The 18414-nt window shown below is 62.1% G+C and carries 18 protein-coding genes; 6 read left to right on the forward strand and 12 right to left on the reverse strand.

The features are described from left to right. The first annotated feature begins 74 nt into the window (after nucleotides 1–74). Both U5798_RS32900 and U5798_RS32905 read left to right on the forward strand, forming a co-directional pair. On the forward strand, nucleotides 75–524 hold the full coding sequence (locus tag U5798_RS32900; RefSeq protein ID WP_322084422.1) for an acetyltransferase: 450 nt from the start codon (nucleotides 75–77) through the stop codon (nucleotides 522–524). Between the two features lie 281 nt (nucleotides 525–805). Next, complete coding sequence (locus tag U5798_RS32905) at nucleotides 806–1423, forward strand: 3'-5' exonuclease (RefSeq protein WP_322084423.1); 618 nt, start codon at nucleotides 806–808, stop codon at nucleotides 1421–1423. Between the two features lie 268 nt (nucleotides 1424–1691). Here the strand turns inward: U5798_RS32905 and U5798_RS32910 are convergent, their stop codons facing one another. Next, complete coding sequence (locus tag U5798_RS32910; RefSeq protein WP_322084424.1) at nucleotides 1692–2273, reverse strand: TetR/AcrR family transcriptional regulator; 582 nt, start codon at nucleotides 2271–2273, stop codon at nucleotides 1692–1694. A gap of 258 nt (nucleotides 2274–2531) precedes the next feature. On the opposite strand from U5798_RS32910, the gene U5798_RS32915 reads away from it, so the two are divergent. Both U5798_RS32915 and U5798_RS32920 read left to right on the forward strand, forming a co-directional pair. Beyond that, the gene (locus U5798_RS32915; protein ID WP_322084450.1) at nucleotides 2532–3665 is read left to right on the forward strand and encodes an alpha/beta hydrolase; all 1134 of its coding nucleotides are present in this window, start codon (nucleotides 2532–2534) and stop codon (nucleotides 3663–3665) included. 104 nt (nucleotides 3666–3769) lie between these two features. Beyond that, nucleotides 3770–4384, forward strand: coding sequence for an NIPSNAP family protein (locus U5798_RS32920; protein WP_322084425.1), 615 nt, complete (start codon nucleotides 3770–3772; stop codon nucleotides 4382–4384). A 529-nt stretch (nucleotides 4385–4913) separates the two neighbouring features. On the opposite strand, the gene U5798_RS32925 is transcribed toward U5798_RS32920, so the two are convergent. The 3 genes from U5798_RS32925 to U5798_RS32935 form a co-directional block, all read right to left on the reverse strand. Beyond that, the gene (locus U5798_RS32925; RefSeq protein WP_322084426.1) at nucleotides 4914–6038 is read right to left on the reverse strand and encodes a hypothetical protein; all 1125 of its coding nucleotides are present in this window, start codon (nucleotides 6036–6038) and stop codon (nucleotides 4914–4916) included. Between the two features lie 141 nt (nucleotides 6039–6179). Then, the gene (locus U5798_RS32930) at nucleotides 6180–7019 is read right to left on the reverse strand and encodes a DUF5677 domain-containing protein (protein ID WP_322084427.1); all 840 of its coding nucleotides are present in this window, start codon (nucleotides 7017–7019) and stop codon (nucleotides 6180–6182) included. Between the two features lie 43 nt (nucleotides 7020–7062). Beyond that, nucleotides 7063–8037 (reverse strand): abortive infection family protein, encoded by a 975-nt coding sequence (locus U5798_RS32935; protein WP_322084428.1) that lies wholly within the window; start codon nucleotides 8035–8037, stop codon nucleotides 7063–7065. A gap of 289 nt (nucleotides 8038–8326) precedes the next feature. On the opposite strand from U5798_RS32935, the gene U5798_RS32940 reads away from it, so the two are divergent. Further along, nucleotides 8327–9058, forward strand: coding sequence for a CPBP family intramembrane glutamic endopeptidase (locus U5798_RS32940; protein ID WP_322084429.1), 732 nt, complete (start codon nucleotides 8327–8329; stop codon nucleotides 9056–9058). 22 nt (nucleotides 9059–9080) lie between these two features. Next, nucleotides 9081–9950: a hypothetical protein gene (locus U5798_RS32945; RefSeq protein WP_322084430.1), complete on the forward strand. Its 870-nt coding sequence runs from the start codon at nucleotides 9081–9083 to the stop codon at nucleotides 9948–9950. Nucleotides 9951–10362: 412 nt separating this feature from the next. Here U5798_RS32945 and U5798_RS32950 read toward each other — a convergent pair whose 3' ends face one another. Genes U5798_RS32950 through trbE form a run of 8 tightly spaced genes read right to left on the reverse strand, consistent with a single transcriptional unit; the run spans nucleotide 10363 to nucleotide 18407 of the window. Continuing rightward, complete coding sequence (locus U5798_RS32950; RefSeq protein ID WP_322084431.1) at nucleotides 10363–10614, reverse strand: DUF2274 domain-containing protein; 252 nt, start codon at nucleotides 10612–10614, stop codon at nucleotides 10363–10365. Then, entirely contained in the window at nucleotides 10611–11903 is a 1293-nt protein-coding gene (locus U5798_RS32955) for a TrbI/VirB10 family protein (protein ID WP_322084432.1), read from the reverse strand. The genes U5798_RS32950 and U5798_RS32955 overlap by 4 nt, the downstream gene beginning before the upstream one ends. Beyond that, entirely contained in the window at nucleotides 11890–12897 is a 1008-nt protein-coding gene (trbG, locus tag U5798_RS32960) for a P-type conjugative transfer protein TrbG (RefSeq protein WP_322084433.1), read from the reverse strand. The genes U5798_RS32955 and trbG overlap by 14 nt, the downstream gene beginning before the upstream one ends. Then, on the reverse strand, nucleotides 12894–13601 hold the full coding sequence (gene trbF, locus U5798_RS32965; RefSeq protein ID WP_322084434.1) for a conjugal transfer protein TrbF: 708 nt from the start codon (nucleotides 13599–13601) through the stop codon (nucleotides 12894–12896). Before trbF ends, trbG begins: the two co-directional genes overlap by 4 nt. 12 nt (nucleotides 13602–13613) lie before the next feature. Next, nucleotides 13614–14963: a P-type conjugative transfer protein TrbL gene (trbL, locus tag U5798_RS32970; RefSeq protein ID WP_322084435.1), complete on the reverse strand. Its 1350-nt coding sequence runs from the start codon at nucleotides 14961–14963 to the stop codon at nucleotides 13614–13616. Next, entirely contained in the window at nucleotides 14960–15250 is a 291-nt protein-coding gene (locus U5798_RS32975) for a hypothetical protein (RefSeq protein ID WP_322084436.1), read from the reverse strand. The genes trbL and U5798_RS32975 overlap by 4 nt, the downstream gene beginning before the upstream one ends. 5 nt (nucleotides 15251–15255) lie before the next feature. Continuing rightward, nucleotides 15256–15984, reverse strand: a complete 729-nt coding sequence (trbJ, locus tag U5798_RS32980) for a P-type conjugative transfer protein TrbJ (protein WP_322084437.1) — start codon at nucleotides 15982–15984, stop codon at nucleotides 15256–15258. Beyond that, nucleotides 15981–18407, reverse strand: a complete 2427-nt coding sequence (gene trbE, locus U5798_RS32985; RefSeq protein ID WP_322084438.1) for a conjugal transfer protein TrbE — start codon at nucleotides 18405–18407, stop codon at nucleotides 15981–15983. The genes trbJ and trbE overlap by 4 nt, the downstream gene beginning before the upstream one ends. Between the last annotated feature and the right edge of the window lie 7 nt (nucleotides 18408–18414).

Below are 18414 nucleotides of genomic sequence, written 5' to 3' on the forward strand. Positions count from 1 at the left end.
ACCCTGCGCGCGACGCGTTCGATTCATCACGGCGCCGGCTACCCGCCGAGCGCCGCATCATCACCCATCAAACCATGATCAGAATTCGCCGATCCACCAAGGCCGACGGCACACGCGTGCTGGACATCTGGCGCACCGCAGTCGATGCCACGCATCACTTCCTGAGCGACGACGATCGTCGTTCGATCGAATCCGAAGTCGTCGCGTTTCTGCCGGGCGCACCGCTCGATCTGGCCGTCGACGAGACCGATCGTCCGATCGGCTTCATGCTGCTCGACGGCAGCCACATGGAGGCGCTGTTCGTCGATCCCGCCCACCATGGCGCGGGGGTCGGGCGGCGACTGGTCGAAGAAGCGCTCAAGCGCCACCCCGGCCTGTCGACCGACGTCAACGAACAGAACGAGGCGGCGGCGCGATTCTATGAACGGCTCGGATTCGAGCGCTGCGGGCGATCGGCGCTGGATGGACAAGGGCGACCTTATCCGCTGATACACCTTCGTTATCGCGGTGACGATCGGGACTGAGCCGACGTCCGGGCAACGACGAGACACTGCACGCGCCCGGTCCGGATGCGCTGAAAACGACAGCGCACTTGCGACATGCGCATAGCCGTGGCCGGATCCGGCATCACGGCGAAAAAGAAGCAGTGCACGGGAACCGGCGGCAGCGCATCGAATCCGGGTAGCGTCGGTTGAGTCGCGGCAGCCCGTTCGAATGGCCTGGTGCGGGATTTTCGCCGCACGCCCGAAGATGCTACCCTCTCGGCCAAACTCGACACCCTCTGATGAAGCACCCGAATTCAACCATGCAAACCGTCGCGGTACTGGACTTCGAAACAACCGGCCTGTCGCCGAACCTGGGCGACCGTGCGACCGAAATTGCCGTCATCCTGCTGCGCGACGGGCAGGTCGTCGACCGTTTCCAGAGCTTGATGAATGCAGGCAGACGCATCCCGTCCGATGTCGTTGCGCTCACCGGCATCACGAACGACATGATCGCAGCGGCGCCGCCCGCGTCCGAAGTCATGAAGGAAGCGGCGGCGTTCGTCGGCAAGCATGCGGTCGTGGCCCACAACGCCGGTTTCGACAAGCGCTTCTGGCAGTCGGAACTCGGGCTGCTCGGCATGTCGGCCGACCATGCGTTTGCGTGCACGATGCTGGTGGCGCGACGGATCTACCCGGATGCGCGGAGTCACCGCCTGTCGAGCCTCGCCGAGATGCTGCGGCTGCCGCAAACGGGCCGTGCGCACCGCGCGATGGTCGATGCCGAGATGGCCGGCCATCTGTGGTGCCGGTTGCAGCAGGATATTTCGCGGACTTATGGACTGGAGCGGATCGATCACGCGTTGATGTCGCGTGTTCAGGTGACGACCAAGGCGAAGGTGCCGATGTACCTGCGGTCGCTCGTGCGGGCGCATGCGTGACGAATCCGGCCCAGGAACGGCAACGCGGCGTTGTCTGACCGACTTCGCGCGTTAGCGCAAGACAACCGGGTCGCTTCTTGCCTCCGCCCGAAACGGGGACAACCAGCCAACCGAATCGCCAATCCGCTTGCGGACCATCGCGACGCGCCGACCACGGAAGCCCCTGAATCCATGAAGTTGCTTCTGCGAATGGACATTCGCCAAAGATGCGACGCGCTCCCCAAGGCGACCGATACCCGTTTCATCCGACCGGGAACATTGACCCGGATCACCCGCCGGGAGCAGCCAATCGTTGGGCACTCACCTCCGCCAGCGCCTCGAATATGGCGGGCGTACGCTCCAGGCGGGCGATCGTCCGCGCGCCTTCGAGGGCCGCGACCAATGCGGCCGCGGTAGACGACGCGCGCGCGGGAGCGAAACCGCATCCCCTGAAATGCTGCGCAATGATCTCGGTGGACGCAACGAATCCGCGCGCTACCCGTTGGGTCAGGTCGGCGTCGAGCGCGGGCAGCTCATTCGCCAGATTCTGCATCAGACATCCATACTGGAAATCAGCGGCAACCATTTCAGCCGCGAATGTGCCGAACAGTCGCTGGACAAAATTCAGCGCATCGCCCGTCGTCTCCGACGAGATGTTGCGCAGTACCGCCATTCGCGCCGCGATGTAATTGTCGATTGCTTCTTCCGCGAGTTGCGCCTTGCCGCGTGGAAAGTGGAAATAGAACGATCCTTTGGGCGCACCGCTCTCATTCAGGATCTGGGTCAATCCCGTCGCGGTGTAGCCCTGGATGCGAAACAGCCGTTCGGCCGTGGCAATCGCGCGGTCGCGCGCGTCAGTCTTGCGTGTCATTCCGAAAACGTACCACGTCTCGCTTGACGTCGCTATGGTGACCGCCATACTATGGTGATCACCATATTTCGAGCCCCGACGATGCCCCATGACCCCGACAAGCCATCGGCGTCCCGTCGAGCCTTCCTGGCGATGGGCGCGGCCAGCCTGGTTGCGGCTTCAATTCGACCTGCTGCCGGCGCAACCCCGATAGGAGGAACTGCTTTGACCACGTCAATGTATGGCGACGGAACCCTTCCGACGGGGGTGCGCTCGCGGATGGTCCATGGTGTCAACGGCCTCGACGTCCATATCCTCGAGGCCGGTTACGAAAGCCCCGGTCGGCCGCTCGCCCTGCTTCTGCATGGTTTCCCCGATCTGGCTTACGGCTGGCGGCACGTGATCCCGTTGCTGGCGGACGCCGGCTACCACGTCGTGGCGCCTGACCAGCGCGGTTGTGGCCGCACCACCGGTTCCGTGAACGACTATGACGCCCCGCTTGCGCCCTTCAGCCTGCTGAACATGACGCGCGACGCCCTGGGCTTGGTTTTCGCGTTGGGTTATCGGCGTACGGCGATGCTCGCCGGGTACGATCTCGGCTCGCCCGTGGCGGCCTATTGTGCGCTGGCCCGACCTGACGTCTTTCCGTCGGTGGTGCTGATGAGCGCGCCGTTCCCCGGTCCGCCGACGTTTCCGTTCGACGTCGCGGAAAACGAAGTCTCGTCGGTTCAGCCGAACACGGGCATGCAAAAGTTGGCGGCCGCGCTGGCGGCACTCGATCCGCCGAGGCAGTATTACCAGCAATACCTGAGCTCACGAGCGGCGAACCCTGACATGTGGCACCCGCCTCAAGGCTTGCACGCGTTACTTCGTGCATTTTTCCACGTCAAGAGCGCCGACTGGCCGGGAAACAAGCCGCATCCGTTGCAGGCGCCAACCGCCGCGGAATTTGCACGGATGCCCACCTATTACGTCATGGATCTCGGCAAGACGATGCCCGAGACCGTCGCACCATTCCACCCTTCCGCCGCCGAGGTCATGGCCTGCACATGGCTCACCGAGCCGGAACTCGCGGTGTACACGGCGGAGTACGGCCGCACGGGGTTTCAAGGCGCGCTGCAGGCTTATCGTGTCTTTTCCGATCCTGGCCTGAACGCCGAGTTGCGCCTGTTCTCGGGCAAGACGATCGATGTCCCTTCGCTTTTCATTGGCGGGAAAAGCGACTGGGGCACGTATTCCGCGCCTGGCTCGCTCGATCTCATGAGGACGAAGGCGGCGACGAGAATGGCGGGCATCGAGCTGATCGACGGCGCCGGTCACTGGATCCAGCAGGAGCAGCCGGCTCGACTCGCCGAACACCTGCTTGCCTTCGTCAAGGACGTGGGCGCGGTGGATCATCACACCGTCGGTTAGGTCGGGGGGCCTGTCGTCCGGTCTCGAAAAGATCGCCTGCCCGGCTCACCCTTTCGATGAAGAAACGAACGGATGCATTTCGGAACCGGGAAAGGAGCATTGGCATGCTGTATGAACTGACGACCCTTTCGTGCTCGCTTCTGGAGCAGGCCACCGTATCCGACGACGCCCGCCGCTGGGTGTCGGACACTGACGCGGCTGGCACGCTCCTGGGTTCATGGCGAACGGAAATCGGCGAGCTCGGGCAAATCATCGTGTTGCGCAAGTTCGAGAACCTGCACGAACTCCAGCGCGAACGTGAACGCGCTTATTTGGCCGGACAGCCGTTTCATGTAACGAACCCGCACATCCGGCTGGATATGGAAAGCTATGCGCTGTTTCCTTTTTTGCCCGAGGTTCAACCCGCGACGTTCGGCAAGTTTTACGAACTTCGCCGCTACTGGTTGAAACCCGGTGGAATCGCGCCGACCATCGCCGCCTGGGAGCAGGCCATCGCACCGGCCAAGGCTTACACGTCGCATCTGGTCGCAAACATGTACGCGCTCGATGGCCCGCCTCGCATCACCCACATCTGGGGATTCTCGAGCCTGGAAGAACGCATGAACCTGCGCGCGCAGCATTATTCCGCGGGGCTCTGGCCACCCAAGGGCGGCCCCCAGCAGATCGAAAAGGCGACCTCGACCATCTGCCTGCCTGAAGCGTGGTCGCCGATGTGCTGAGGTCAACGAGAGCGATATGGGCTTGCGCACGGCGCCGCGCCGGGCAGAAGCCTCGTCAATCTGGGACTGCGGCGTAACACCCGCTTTCCCGAGAAGACTTTTACCGTCAAGGACGGTAAAAGTCCGAATGGTGAATGAGAGCGTCTCAGTCCGCCCTCGATTCTTGCCGCCGGTTTTATCGCCAACCTTTTTGCTGGCCGGCGATAACCCCCGATACGTGCCGCGACGCATTTTCAAATCAATACGTCACGACGATTTTTTCGGCGGCTGGCGATAGTCCCTGAAGGACGTCGAGTCACTCCCACTCAATCATCAACAGATCGCCCAAACCCCCGTGGTTAAAGGGATTGGCTGTGATCGCCATGGGCCGTTACCGTCGCTTTTACCGTCAAAAGCACAACTCTTTTGCTGGCGCGGGAGATGGCCCTGACTGCGGGGCGACGACTCCAGCAACACCATGATCAATCAACACAGATCATACCGAACAAGGCGCCGAACTTCAGCAGCTTCGAGCGCTACTTCCGGCCGATCACGCGATGCGATGTCGGACCCATATGGCGGCCTCTTCAACAGAAGACATGACTCGGCATGGGAAATCGCGCTCGATAGCCAAGTGCCGCTGCTTCAGAAGCGTGTGCATGGGACCGTCAGTCATGAGGGCGTCGCAGTAGCCTAACGCGGCCCCAGCATGATGGAAGTCGAATAGATCGTTAGCATCCAGTTTTTGCGTACGATTCCAGCGTAGCGCTGCATGCAACAGAGCCCCGACTTGCAGCGTGCGCAGAGCCCGCCGACCGGCGGGTTTCCGAACTGCTGCCCGTAGCAAACAGAGACACTGCCTCGTGATTCCTTCCCGCTCATCCGGCGACGGTTGGATGTCAAGGCCCAGGGACTTCACGGTCATGTCGTGCAACACGTCAGCGGCGATCGGAGCTGCGAGTTCCAGAACGCCATTGATCTCGTCACGATAAATCTGCGCGAAGTTCTTCATCGATGGGGCATGCGCCGCGTTGTCACGGTTCAGCCGATCGGCAATGTCGACGAATGTCGAAGCGAACGGCCAGGCGTCCCCGATGGTCGCAACCATCGTCGATAGAGAAACCTCCCAAAAGTGGTCGAAGAACGCCTTCTGAATGACGAGTCGCTCATCCTCTGAGAAGGCTGTGGCGACCGGATGCTGACTCCCCAGAATGTACGGGACCTTTGTCCAGACCAGGTGCTCCAGCGGATGAACGCTGTACCCAGCATTCGCATGAAGGAAGTGCGCCACCTCCATCGCCACACGTACCGGTTCTGAACTAAGCGTGATGCCGCAGCTCAGTTCGTCAATCAGCTCGGCCGTAGCGCCCCTGGTTGCCGGGTCCGACTGCTTCATTAGCTCAAGAAACAGGGCATCACTGATAGGACACACCAGCCGTCCGGCTGAGACACCAGTCACGAGTGAATCCAGCAGATCCGACGCGCCCGGTGGGCTTGGCGCGCGCGTGCGCGCGGAGCGCAGGTGAATCCAGAAGCACTTATCGAGATAGATACGGTCTCGCCCTGCCACCCACTCGCCGAGTTCGATCACGCGGCGTCGCTCATACTCGTCGATCGTGATCTTCGGTGTAGAGCGATGGAACGCAAGTCGGTCGGCAATGTGGGAAGAGATCACTAGATTTCGCGTCTATTGTTAGGTTCAACGGGCGTTAACTCACACTCGGTCAGGCCGACAACTCGGGGAATTTTGGCGGGAAGTCTCAAGCACAGGCACGAGCGATGTTCGCCACGATGCTGCGTGACACGCGCGCGGAAATCACTCGTCCTGCCCTCCCCATTCGTCGCCTGTCGCCACCTTGAACAAGCGTTTAAAGATGTCGTGTTCGACGAGGACGAGAGGACCAAGCTTCTGTACGTTTGAGAATGCGGACAGGAAGCCACTGGATGCGTGCGAGACAGCTATCAGTATGTCGATGACCTGCTCGACGGTTCCCGACTTGAAACCCTCAACGGTTTGTTCCCGGGTATGAGCGCTGTAAAAGTAGCTCATACCGTACACAGAGCCGTGGATGATTTCGGAGGATACGGCGTAGATGCCACCGTATGCACCGATCAACGCACCAGCAGACGCCTTGACCACCTTGCCTATTCTGCCAATACGATCCACGGCGTTTAGTGCGGTCCAGGATTCCTTTCCCTTCCCCGCGAAATTTGGGAACAGCCTCGCTGCTTCCAGCTTGGGATCGGCTGCGCCAATCGCAATCATGATGTCGCCGTTGCCAATGATGCGGTTGTGGTGCTTCCACGCCGCAAAGTGCCGGTGCTCCAGTGCACGGCGCGAAATTTCAACGGGCTGCGTTACGAAGAAGGCTGCATTGATAAAGCCTTCCACAACCGAGCGAGCAATCGGATACAGGTCGCGGACACCAATGCCCCGATCGTCTGAGAGCTTCAGGATGGTGTTGAGCGACTGACCAGCGCCCATGGCAACCGCACACGTTGCGCGCATCTGGTCTTGCTCCAGGATGCACTTCAACCTTTGATCGCTGAAAGTAATCGGTCCTTGCGTCATCATGTACAACGCGATGCGCAACAGCTCCTGTTGCGCCGCAATGACCGTTCGCAGCTCTTTCAAAGTTTCAACCTGCTTCTCCATGTGCACTCCGCGTGGCGTTTGAGCGATGGACAGCGATTCTAGGTCATGCTTTTTCTGGTGGCGAGATGAGTTGCTCCACGGACGACAACGATTCTTTGGTCCCACCATCGAGCGGCGCTTCGGAACGTCTGGCGTGACAGTCGATCAGGAAGATAGCGACCGCAACGCTGGCGTTTTTTGCGAACATCGCGTACGAGGCATCGAGCGGTGGCCGATGGCTTGACGCCCCGTGCGCCGTCCCGAAGTGAGTACGTAGGGCACCGATTCCCCCACAGATTGATTTCACACCAGCGAAAAATCGTTTCGCGTCTTCCAGTGCATCCCTGTCCGGCCATTCCAGGCAGTCGATACACGCATCAACGAGGGGCGAAATTGACTTGTCCTTCGGCAGCGTGACGCCACGCTCCCGCAGGATTTCTGCGCAGACCGACTCCAGGAAACTGCTGCTGCGGGTCAGACCGTCCCCCGTGTGAAGATGAATCGCATCCAGCAGTTCGTCCGAGCGCGTTTTCAACGTTTCGCTGTTCATCCTCTCGAGATTTTCAGCCAGCTGCTCGTCGAGCTTGGCGGCCTCCGCCGAAAGGACGGTCTGCAGGGCCGACAGCGAGCCATCGAGCCGGAGCTCCTGTTGGTCAAGTCTTGCCGCGATGTCATCCAGCAACGACCCGATCATCGTTTCATCCAGCAGGCGTACCAGCCAATTCGGCGAGCAGCTCGCCAGCGGTTGGTAAGCGTTCGTTCTTTCATCCTCGGGGATACCAGCGTGCGCGTCGGCCATATCGTCGTCGGACGTGCGGTGGCCAACCCTAAGCCGCCCAAACGCGTAAGACAGCCATCCATAGGTGTGCCCGTCTGGCCACTCTTCCAGTGTCACGCTGGCACTGGATGCATAAACACCGGCCTCGCCGAACGCGTCAGCCAATTTCGCTTCGAGTGCGACGGCTTTCTCGGCCAGCTGCGCCTGTTTCGTCTCGATGAGCCGCTTTTGGGCCGCTAGCGCCTTGATTCTGTCGTCCATATACATTTCTCGCGCGTGCCGAGCCTGCCCGGTCAGCCCGCCGTTCAAGTTAATTCAACACAAGGCGGGACACTGAACCCCCGGCGCGCCCCGTTGTCCGGCTATTCTACCCAGTAAGACAAGCGTAGCTATTCTCGGATCCTTCCTTGTCTCAAGCCTCGACTGTCTCTACTACAGAAAGGTGTGGCGACTCGATTCGTAGCAGGGCAATGCAGCACGCCTATCGGGGAAGTGGATCAATTCGGTTATCGTTACGGCTCGATGTGTTCGAATGCGAACGAGGGAGAAAATGGACGCACGCATGGATGCACCACGACACGTGGACATTCTCGGTATCGGAGAACCCTTTGCGACTCGCTGGCGCCTGTCGCTCGTCTTTGGATTGCTCGTCTATGTTGGATATAGGCTGGTCAATCCGCTGATCGCCCGACAGTTCGACTTTTCAACACAGATCCATTACGGCATCCCTGTCTACTATGGACCTGCAGCATTGCTGATGCTGGCCCTGTTCGCACTCCACAAGCGATTCTGCTTTCCGGATATCCACGTCGTCGGCAACATTCGGCGAAAGGATGTGATCCGCGGCATGCTGGCGGTCTCAGTGCTCTACATCGCTGCATACGGCACGGCGTATGGCCTCGGGCAACCGCGAGAGGCAACCATGGTATCGCTCTATAGCCTGAAGACACCGACCCAGAATGTTGTGATGATCATTAGTCTGCTCGCACTCCCCCCAATAGTGGAAGAACTCGCGTTTAGGCACTTCCTTCTGTCGACGCTACCGTTCAAAGCAAACCGCAAGATTGCTATAGCCGCTGTAGCTGCAACAGCGCTTCTCTTTTCAGTGCAGCACCGGCACTACGACTACCTGACAACCTACCTGCTTTTGTTCGCCCTCGGCATCGTGTTTTCACGGGCACGCATTCGCACGGACGGCGTAATATTGCCCATCGCGTTGCATAGCTACGCCATTGCATTCGCACTGATCTGCGATCGGGTGGTAGCGCACATTCAGGGCTGACCAAAGCGAGGCACAACTGAAGATGAACCTGAAGCCTGAATTGAATCGAGCTAACGTCGTAGACCGCGCCTGGATTGACACCTATGAAGGGATAGCAGCAAAAGCCCAGCTTGTGCGAGACGTCTTGCAGAAGCGCAATGTAAGACTCGGGAACGGTAGCGCACTTTCGCAGCTTCTCAACCAGGCGGATATCCTGAGCCGCGAATGGGAGGCGCAGCGCGTGCCAGCTGTTCGAGTTCTATCCGAGGCTGCCTACGTGAATCGACTGGCGGACGCCATCACCTACTTGCCCGCCGAACCCGGGATTCAGGAAGCGTTAAGACGGATGGCAGGCAACGTCATGCAACCCGATGACAGGAACAATTCACAGGGAAAGGACGCCCTTTGGGAGGTGGTGCTCCTCGCCGACCTCAGGAAGAACGGTTTGACCGGCACCGCCGCGGAGCCGGACATCGTAGTCAACTTCGGCAGGGGTGATTACCCCATCGCCTGCAAAAAAATATGGTCGGAAAACGGGGTGGAGAAGCACGTCAAAAAGGGAGCAAAGCAACTGGAGTCGTTCGCAAACGGTGGGATCATTGCATTGAATCTGGATGACTTGACGCCGGCAGGGCACGTGGTCGCGCAGCCGGATAGAATGACCGCGAAGAAGTTTCTCGGTGATTTCAACATGGCTTTCGTCGACCGCCACCGCAACACCCTTCAGCGAGCTATCATGGATGGAAAGTGCGATGGCTTTATCATCTCGACCACCGCCGCCGCTGTCCTGTCTAACGAAGAGCCAGCGTTCAACCTCGTCACCCGGTCATCGCTCTGGCATCTAAAAGAAGCACCTCCGGATGCACTTGAACGCTTCTTTTCCTTCGCGCGAGCGCAGAGCACAGTGAACTAAACGCAGCACAGATTCGCCCGTCTGCCAAAGGGAAAACCCGTCCAGCCATGGCCCTTTCCAGCGCAGGAAATCGCATCGCCTCCCGAAACATTTGAAGCTGCCCGGGAACCGCCTCGTTCACCGCAGTCAACTACAAAGACGTATTGGATCGAGCCCAGATATACTGGGCACCTCCAGCGCCAACAGAGACCGACAGTGCCACAGCCCAACCTGCCACGAAACTGAGCCTGAAGTTTGTTTGCTTCATGGTCACCTCCTTGGTTTGAAGTGCGTTGGTTACGGTACGGGACTTGTTGTTAGTGGGAATCTCACCCAGCAGTCGGACGGTCCGTTCAGTCTTTCGAATCTGTTGATACGTGAGGCTGATCGAACTATCGGTCTTCTCGCTCCAATACGTCCTTCGGTTGTCGAGCTATGCGACCGTACTACGAATCTGAACCGCGTGCTCTTTTGCTCCGCTCCTAAAGCCACGATCCCGGGCCATGAACGCTTCCAGCATGTAGGGTATCAGCGTCACCGCGTCGACCGCTTCGCCATAGGTCTGCGCGTGCAGCGCTGCGTAGCGGTCAAGATCGACCTTGAGTCTAGCCGGACACGCGAAGGTCAGCTTGATGCTTTCGGTCTTCGGCAGCGGTCCCAGCCGTAGCTTGCGCGTCGTGCTCATGGCATCGGATCTCGCTGGATAAAGAGCGGCTGGTATGGTCGCAGTACCAGATCCTTGTTCACCATCACGTTGACCTGAAATCCCGGCCGCACGGTTAGCGTCGGCTGGATGCTCAGGTCGCGGCGCGTGATTTCTTGACCGACCTGATTGGCTGTGTCCTGCGAGCTATCCCGCAACGCAATAACGGTATTGCCGTTGGCACTGCCCTGATTCGAGACCGCCAGCTCGGAGCCAACTCCGAGCATCGTGGACAGCACGGCACCCGTCAGAATGCGGCCCCAGTGCCAGTTCACGCCATCCTCCAGGCCCGCATAGCCGGCGGGGTCGATGCCGGGCAACTTGTCGAGCGCGATTGACGAGGTATCGGGCAGCACCAGGCGTAGCCATACCAGCAACACCCGCTGCTGGCCGAACGCGACTTGGCTGTCGTAACGGCCGATCAGGCGAGAACCCTGCGGGATCAGCAAATAGTGGCCGGTTGCCGTGTCGTACACGGGCTGCGTGACCTCGGCGATGATCTCTCCCGGCAGGTCGGAGTTGATGCCTGTCACCAGCGCGGCCGGAATGATCGTGCCGGCCATCACCGTGTACGGCGACGCCGGTGTCTGCAAGCTGCCCGTGTTGCTGGTAACAGCAGCGCCGCCCTTGGCCATGAATGCTTCCTTCTGGTCCTGCCGGTTCTGGATCGCCGTTGGGTCGTTAGGCTGCGCGGCCGTGGATGCCGGCCCGGCACCCATCGGGTTAAATGCGCCGGCCGCGGCATTCGCCGCCAGTGTAGCCCCCGTCGACGTGGAAACCGCATCGACTTTGCCGGCATCACTGCCGGTGTGGAAGAACACCGCCGAGCGTGCAATCTCGTCAGCCAGGCGCCGCCGGTCGATGTTCTCGGCCGATGGCCCCTGATTGACGCTGCCACCCGGTAGCGGCGGCATGGCCGACGCCGCGCCCCAGTCGCCGGGCAACGGTGGCCCGAGCTGCGGCACGCTGGCCGGCGACGCCGGCGAGGGCTTCGCCGGTAGCTTCGAGTAGTCGGACGGCAACTGGTCAAGATCGTCGGCTCTGGCGATCCGATCGACGTTGTAGAGGTTGGTCTGATCGCCCGCGCCGCGCCGGCCCTTGGATTGGAGCGCCCACATCGACGCGCCGGCCACAGCCACTGCGAGCAGCGTGGCGGAAACGGCCAGCGTGCGACGGTTGAGTCGCGTGACCGCGCGCGGCGCTGCACGCAAAGCAACGCCTTCCGGGGCAACCTTCGGCGCGGACTGGGCTTCGTGGTCAGTCGTGCCCATGACCGGCTCCCGCAGCGACACCATCGGTGCGCTCAATGCGTACCACGGCCGCCTTATCACCGCCCAGGCGCAGTTCGGCCGCACCGAACAGGCGATCCACGATGTCGTAAGGCGCATGGAAACGGTAGTTCACCAGCTCGCCCTTGCCATCCGGCCCGACTACGAACAGCGGCGGCAATTCGCCCTGCGCGATTCCAGCGGGAAACTGGATATAGACATGCTGCCCGTCGTCGAACGCACGCACAGGTTTCCACGGCGGGCTGTCGCCCGTGATCGCATAGCGGAAATGCAACTGGTCGAGCGACAAGCCATTGGCCGCCGGCGCGACCGCATCGGCGGCCTGTGCCTGGGCCTGCAAGGCCAACATCTGGTCCTTCGGATACTCCCACGATACCGACGCCATCCATGCCTTCTCGGTGGATGTGAGTTCGAGCAGATAGGTGCGCCGGTTTGTGGTGATGACGAGGTTCGTCCTGATCCCCGCGCGCACCGGCTTGACCATGACAGCCACGCGCCGGCTCGTGCCGCTGCCGCTCGCGGTATCGCCCACGATCCATTGCACAGTGTCGCCTGCGGCGACCGTCACCAGTTCCTCGGCCGGCTGCAAGCTGATGACCGTCACGCGACCGGGGCTGGTATAGACCTGATATAGCGCGCCATCGGAGAACGGCCAGACCTGGATCGCATTGATGTAACCCTCGCGTGTTGGCACCACACTGGCCTCCGCATTGGCCCGTTCGACACGGACTTTCGCGTCTGCGGGTTCCGGTGTCGGCTTCACATCGGCTGCGCCCGGAAGCGGCTTCATCTGGTCAGGCAACGGCAAGGGTTTCGGCACTTCCACAACCGTGACCGGCTTGGGTGGCTCGGGCAGCGGCTGTGCCTTGACCGATTCGTCCAGCGAGATCGCCGGCGGCGGTTTGCCTTGCGTTGCGCAGCCCGCAAGGCCGCCCAACAGGACGAGGAAAGCAATGGCAGTGATCGACAGTTTCATGGCTTCTTCGCTCCTTCCGGCGCGTCTAGGTCACGGCTCCAGGACAGCCCGTTGATGTAGATACCAAGGGGGTTGCGGCGCACCTGTTGCTCGGTGCGCGGGGTTTGCATGACGAGCGTGAGCATCGCCGTCCACTGCTCGGTGCCGGTGGGCGTGCCGTCGTTGAAGTGCTTTTCGGTCCAGCGCACCTGGAACGAGGTGTCGCTGACGCGCACCACGCTGGTCACGTCCACCGATGCGGAGTCCTGCCCGACATGAGCGAATGGGTCGTGCGCGCGGGCGTAGTCGTTCAACGTCGCCGCGCCCCGATCAGTGGTGTAGCCATAGGCTTCGAGCCAGTTCTGGCGCACGACCACCGGGTCAATCGACAGCGAACGCACGTCGGTAATAAAGCGCGCCAGGTGGTACGCGATCTGTGCATCGGTCGGCCTGTACGGTGTGACGGCCGCGCCGACCGCGCGGACCTGTCCGGCGTGGTCGACCTCGACCACGTAAGGCGTGACGCGCGACTGACCGGATTGCCAGACGAGGCCCGCCGCCATCAGCAGCGCAAGGCCCAGGCAACCAAAGGCCATCAATCGCCAGTTCTTTGCCTGCACGCGCGCGCTGCCGAGGCGTTCATCCCATACCTGTGCGGCGGCCTGATAAGGCGTGGCGGGCACGGGGGTATTGCTGTAGCGCACGCCAGGTCGTGTGAAGCGCATGGCTCGCCTCCCTTACTCGTTCGAGGAATCGTTGATGTCCGGCGCGGTCCCGCCGCCGCCGTGATCGCCTGAGCGCACGACATGCGCGGCCGTCGAAGCGCCATGCGCGATGTGCTGGCGACGTTGCAGGCGCTGCGCCCAGTCGGGCGACTTATCGGTGGATGCTGGGGATGTGTTATCGGCAGTCGCCGACGTGGATGTCTTGCCTGCAGCTTCGGGCGACGTGGACGATGCGCCGCTTGTGCTGGCAGCAGGCGCTACGCGGTCGCGCACAGCACGAGCACCTGCCGCAACCCGCTCGCCGGCAGCCTGCGCGCCGCTGCGCACGACGTTGGCAACGCCTGCACCGAAAGCAGGCGCGCCCGTCGCACCGGACGCGGTTGCACCGGCGCGATAAGCCGATGCGGCACCGCTGGCTGCGCGTGCCGTGCCGACTGCACCGCGCGCGGCAAGGCGTGCGCCGGCTGCGACTGCCGCACCGCCGGTCGCTACGGCGGCACCGCCGGCGACGGCAAGACCCGCGACGCCCAACGCTGTACCCGCAGCAGCACCAGCACCGAGCTGCGGGGCACCGGACACCAGGCCCGTCGCAATGCCCGGTCCGAAGATGCCGAGTCCCAGCATCGTCAGCGAGGCGAGCATGATGGCGAGCGCGTGATTCAGCGAGGGATCGGCGCCGGCCGGCGTCTGGAATTGCCCGAAGATCGTTGAACCAATACCGACGATCACGGCGAGCACCAGTACCTTGATGCCCGACGACACCACGTTGCCGAGCACCTTCTCGGCGAGGAATGCGGTCTTGTTCCAGAGCGCGAACGGCACCAGCACGAAACCCGCGAGCGTGGTTAGCTTGAACTCAATCAGCGTCACGAAAAGCTGCACGGCCAGGATGAAGAAGCTGATGACCACGATGACCCAGGCAAGCAGCAGAATCACGATCATGTCGATGTTGCTGAAGACTGCCGTGATGCCGTTAGACATCGTGCCGACCTGTTGCAGAATCGGCTGACCCGCCTGAACACCGACGGCGGCCAGGCGTCCTGGTTGCAGGAAGTTGCCGATGCTCAGCGACGAACCCGTGGCGAGCAGGCCAAGGCCCACGAACGAGCGAAACACGATGCCCGCAAGCGTGCTGAAGTTGCCGATGATGTAGGCGAAGGCACCGACATAGAGCGTCTTGCGGATCAGCTTGGCCAGCACTTCCTCGCCACCCATCGCCCAGAACAGGCCCGCGAGCGTCATGTCGATGACGATCAGCGTGGCCGAGAGGTACGCAACTTCGCCGTGCAACAGGCCAAAGCCCGAGTCGATGTACTGTGAGAAGACAGCCAGGAACTGGTCGATGACGGAGAGATCGTTCATGGCCGATCTCCTTGCGACGCCTCGAAGCTCGCCGGGATCGGCAGCAGTTCGGCGAGCGTCTGGTACTCGCTGGCACCGCCCAGCCCGAGGAAGAAACGCCGCGCATACGCCGCATCCACTATGCGGCATGTGGTGTTGTCCGAGTCTGGATGTGCAACGGCACAGTGATGGCGCAGCGCGTAAAGCTGCTGCGGATCGTGCGCGAGCGCATCGATCGTCAACGCCGGCTCACGCCGACCGCAAGCGGTCAGCACGACGACGATAGACAGGACCAGTGCGCGGCGCATGGCCGTCAGTTCCCGTAGAAGCTCACCGACTGCGGCGTGTATTGCGGGCCGCTGCCGATGAAGCGGGTACGGACCTGCTGGGCCTGCGCCTCGTCGGCCGCGGCACGCGCCTGATCCAGTGCGGTGGCGCGCTGCTGCGACACGGTGAGTTGCTGCGACTGAATCGCCTGACGTGCGATCAGCGCGAGCAACTGGTTGGTCGCCTGGCTGGCCTGCAAGGCACCGACCGCGCCCTGGCTCTGCGTCACCAGACTGCTCAATACGCCCTGGTCGGACAGCAGGTTTTGCGCGGCCTGTGACTGCATCTGCGTCGAGGTCTGCAATGCCTGCACCGAGGTCTGCCAGCGCGTCTGCGCGTCCTGCACCATCTGCGAATTACTGGTGCCCGCGCCGTAGGACGACGGATACAGCCGGTTGAACGTCGCCTGCGACTGCGCGACGTTGAACGTCAGCCCCTGCGCCTGCGAGATCAACTGGTTCGTCGTCGCCAGCGTGGACAGCAACTGCGACAGCGAGTTGAAGTTCAGGCTCGTGAGATTGCGGCCCTGGTTGACCAGCATCGTTGCCTCGTTCTGCAACTGCTGGATCTGGTTGTCGATCTGTTGCAGCTCGCGCGCGGCGGTCAGCAGGTTCTGCGAATAGTTGGCCGCGTCGAACACCGCCCACTGCGCGAAGCATGCGGACGACGCCGACAGCAGCACGGCCGTGGCGACGGCCAGCCCGGTCTTCTTCATGGCTGAATCTCCGATGGCGTGAGGAACGAAGGCATGAGGTCAGCGGCCCAGTCGAGGCCGCTATGACGCAGCCAGGCACCCGCGAAGCCGGGCGTGCCGGCGTTCAGCAGCACGCGGTCGATGTCGCGCTGGTCTTGTGGTGTCGAGGCGCCGACGAATGCCAGCGTGGCCGGCCCGAGGTCGAGGTCGAACAGGCGATTGCCGAGACGCGACTGGTAGTAGTAATCGCGCTTGGGTTCGGCGGTGGCGACGATCTCGATTTGTCGGCTGTTGAGGCCGAACCCTTCGTAGATCATGCGAATCTGCGGCTCGGTCGCCTGCGGGTTCGGCAGGAAGATGCGGCTCGCGCAACTCTCGATAATTGCGGGCGCGATGCTCGAATCCTTGATGTCGGCGAGCGACTGCGTGGCGAAGATCACGCTGACGTTCTTCTTGCGTAGCGTCTTGAGCCACTGGCGGATACGCGCGGCGAACACTGGGTCATCGAGGAACAGCCAAGACTCGTCTAGGATCAGCAGTGTCGGCGCACCGTCGAACCGCTCATCGAAGCGCGCGAACAGGTAGCCGAGCACGGCGAGCACTGCCGCCTTGCTCGGCATCAGTTCCTCCATCTCGAAGCCCTGCACGTCGGCGCTGCCGAGCCGGTCATGATCGGCATCAAGCAGCCGACCGTGAGCACCGCCGAGCACGTAAGGCGCGAGCGCCTGGCGCAGCGCATTGGACTGGAGCAGTACCGACAGGCCCGTGAGCGTGCGTTGTTCGATGGGCGCACCGGCGAGGCTGCCGAGTGCCGACCATACGGCGGCCTTCTCGTCGGGGCCGACGGCGATGCCTTCGTGCAGCAGGCGGCCTTCGACCCATTCGGCGGCCCAGGTGCGATAGCCTTCGCGGTCGATGCGTGCGAGCGGCTGGAACGCGATCGTGCCATCGGAGCCGAGGTCGTAGTGCTCGCCACCGAGACCGAGGATCGTGGCACGCATCGAGCGGCCCATGTCGAAGGCAAAGATGCGCGAGCCGCGATACCGCCGGAACTGCATCGCCAGCGTGGCGAGCAGGACCGATTTACCCATGCCGGTCGGGCCGACCACGAGCGTATGGCCCACGTCACCGATATGCGTCACGAGGCGAAACGGCGTGTCGCCGTCCGTGCGCGTGACGATCAGCGGTGGCCCATCGAGATGCTTGTTCTTCTCCGGCCCGGCCCATACTGCAGACAGCGGCATCAGGTGCGCAAGGTTCAGCGTGGAAATGCTCGGCTGGCGCACGTTGGCGTAGGCGTGCCCCGGAATCGACGACAGCCACGCTTCAACCGCATTGAGGGTTTCGGGGATCGTGACGAAGCCCCGGCTCTGGATCGTGCGCTCCACTCGCCGCAGCTTTTCGTCGGCCGCCGCCGCATCTGCGTCCATGACGGTCACGGTCGCCGTCACGTAACCGAACGCCACCTGATCGCTGCCGAGTTCCTGCAGAGCGGCATCAGCATCCATCGCCTTGTTGCTGGCGTCGGTATCGACGAGCGGTGATTCCTGCTGGAAGATCGTTTCACGCAGTAGCGCGATAACGTTCTTGCGCTTGGCGAACCATTGCCGACGTAGCCGCGTCAACTCCTTCTCGGCTTCAGCCTTGTCCAGACAGAGGAACCGTGTGGACCAGCGATAGGCGAAACCCAGGCGGTTGAGATCATCGAGTAGGCCTGGCCAGGTCGCGGTCGGAAAACCGCGCACCGTCACGACCCGCAGGTGCTGGTTGCCGAGCATGGGAGCAAGACCGCCGATCAATGCCGAGTCGGCCAGCAGCGCGTCGAGATGAAACGGCACCTGCGGAGCACCGATGCGGTAGCGCCGTGTCGAAATGGTTGCGTGCAGATACGTCAGCGTCTCGCTGTCGTCAAGCCATACGATCTCCGGCATCACGCCGTCGAGCAGGTCGAACACGCGGTCGGTTTCGGCGGCGAAGGCGGCGAGCCGTTCGCGCCAATCCACGCCAGAGGTGGGGGTGTTCTCGTACAGGAGCTTCGCCGCGCGTGCGCGCGATTCTTCCGGCGGCAGGTACACCAGCGTCAGGTGATAGCCGCTCTCGTAGTGGCTACCGGCCTGCTCGAACGCGGCGCGACGTTCTTCATCTACCAGCCACGACAACGCCTCCGGAAAATCCGAGTGCGGATAGTCGGCCGCCGGCCGGCGCTCGGCGTCGATAAATAAGGCCCAGCCCGATCCCAGACGGCGCAGCGCATTGTTCAGGCGCGCGGTCGTGGCGATCAGTTCGCCCTGCGTGGCGCTATCGAGATCCGGCCCGCGAAAGCGCGCGGTGCGCTGGAAACTGCCGTCCTTGTTCAGCACCACACCGGGCGCGATGAGTCCGGCCCACGGCAGCCAGTCGGCAAGCATGGCGGGACGCTGGCGATATTCGGCGAGGTACAACATGGCGTCG

This window comes from Burkholderia sp. BCC1972 (genome assembly GCF_905339605.1).
GTDB lineage: Bacteria > Pseudomonadota > Gammaproteobacteria > Burkholderiales > Burkholderiaceae > Burkholderia.